The following is a 1,673-nucleotide window of genomic DNA, read 5'->3' as shown; positions in this document are numbered from 1 at the left end:
CACCGGAAAGACTGTGATTCCCTTCTGCACCTCCACCAGCTCCGGGCTGGGACAGAGCGGCACCCTGCTGGCAGAGATGGCCAATGGCGGCAACTGGCAGGAGGGACGGCGCTTCTCGGAGCGGGCCTCTCAGTCTGACATCGCGGCCTGGGCCAACGGTCTGGACCTCCCTAAAGCAAATACCCAGCCCACACAGAGCGGTGAATCCAAGGTTCTTGTGGCCTACTTCTCTATGCCGGAAACCACCAATCCCAACAACATGACCACCGAGGAGGCCAACAGCACCGTAGTCATTAACGGCGAGGTTCTGGGTAACACACAGTATATGGCCCAGGTCATTCAAAGAACAACGAACGCTGACATCTATCGTATTGAGCCGCAGAACCCCTATCCCACCGACCACACCACCCTGGTTGCCCAGGCACGGGAGGAGCAGGATCAGGATACCCGCCCCGCTATCAAGAATGCTGTCTCCGATTTTGACAGCTATGACACGGTTTTCATCGGCTACCCCATCTGGTGGAGCGACCTGCCCCAAATCCTCTACACCTTTTTCGATACCTATGATTTCAGCGGCAAGACGGTGATCCCCTTCAGCACTCACGGCGGCAGCAGCTTCGCCGGAACACCCGCCACCATTCAGAGCCTGGAGCCGGGGGCGAAGATGCTGGANGGTCTGACAATTTCCCGGAACAACATCTAGGATGCGGAGCAGGAGATCGTCTCCTGGGTCAACGGTCTGGATTATTAAGAAGGAGTTTGCCATGAAGGTTTTACTGGTCAATGGCAGTCCCCACAAGGAGGGCTGCACCTATACCGCCTTGGCCGAGGCCGGGGCCTCGCTGAATCAGAGCGGGATCGGTACAGATGTGTTCTGGATCGGGAACAAGCCCCTCTCTGGCTGTATCGCCTGCAAGACCTGCGTCAAGAAGCACGCCTGCGTGTTCGATGACAAGGTAAATGAATTTCTGGAGTTGGCCGGAGACTATGACGGATTTGTTTTCGGAACGCCCGTCCATTGGGGCGGAGCTGCCGGAGCAATCACGTCCTTCCTGGACCGCGTTTTCTATGCTGACTTGAACGGCGGCGGCAATCGGTTCCTGCTGAAGCCTGCGGCGGCGGTCATGTCTGCCAGGAGAGCCGGGACCACTGCCACCTGGGATCAGATGAACAAGTATTTCGGCCTGATGCAGATGCCCATCATCACTTCCCGGTACTGGAACATGGTCCACGGTGCAAAACCGGAGGATGTAAAGCAGGACGCGGAGGGGTTACAGACCATGCGTGTCCTGGGCCGGAACATGGCATGGTTCCTCAGATGTAAGGAGGCCGGTGAGAAAGCTGGCGTTCACCTTCCGGAGCAGGAGCCGATGACCTTCACCAATTTTATCCGCTGACAGTACCGAACGCCCTTTGATAAAAACTCCCGTGCGGCATAACGACTTCGACCGTCAGGGCCGCAGTCCGCTCCGCACGGGAGTTTCTTTGTACCCGCTGGTTTAGCTTGAGTTAAAGTTCATGTGTTATCATTTCAACAATATCCCTCCACAAGAAGGAAGTGCCAATCAAAATGGAGAGCATTATGAAGAAGATGATTTCAGAAGCTGTACCAATAGGCTAAAACCGCTTGAGTAAAGTGCTGAAAGCAGCAATGGTGCAAACAGCTTGTGCAG

The 1,673-nt window shown here is 55.7% G+C and carries 2 protein-coding genes; both read left to right on the top strand.

What is annotated here, in order from left to right; translation table 11 throughout:
- Window positions 1-703 (top strand): flavodoxin (locus tag JX325_RS16340; protein WP_307819287.1); only part of this gene is annotated, 703 nt, incomplete at its 5' end.
- A 61-nt stretch (window positions 704-764) separates the two neighbouring features.
- Entirely contained in the window at window positions 765-1,397 is a 633-nt protein-coding gene (locus JX325_RS16335) for a flavodoxin family protein (protein ID WP_204792091.1), read from the top strand.
- The last annotated feature ends 276 nt before the right edge of the window (window positions 1,398-1,673 follow it).

The sequence above is a fragment of the Oscillibacter sp. CU971 genome (genome assembly GCF_905219725.1).
In the GTDB taxonomy this organism is placed as follows: Bacteria; Bacillota; Clostridia; order Oscillospirales; family Oscillospiraceae; genus Oscillibacter.
This window is presented reverse-complemented; position numbering and strand designations above follow the sequence as displayed.

What these genes read in the sequence shown, in the direction of transcription:
- JX325_RS16335 (WP_204792091.1), top strand. Translation starts at nt 765, where the DNA reads ATGAAGGTTTTACTGGTCAATGGCAGTCCCCACAAGGAGGGCTGCACC.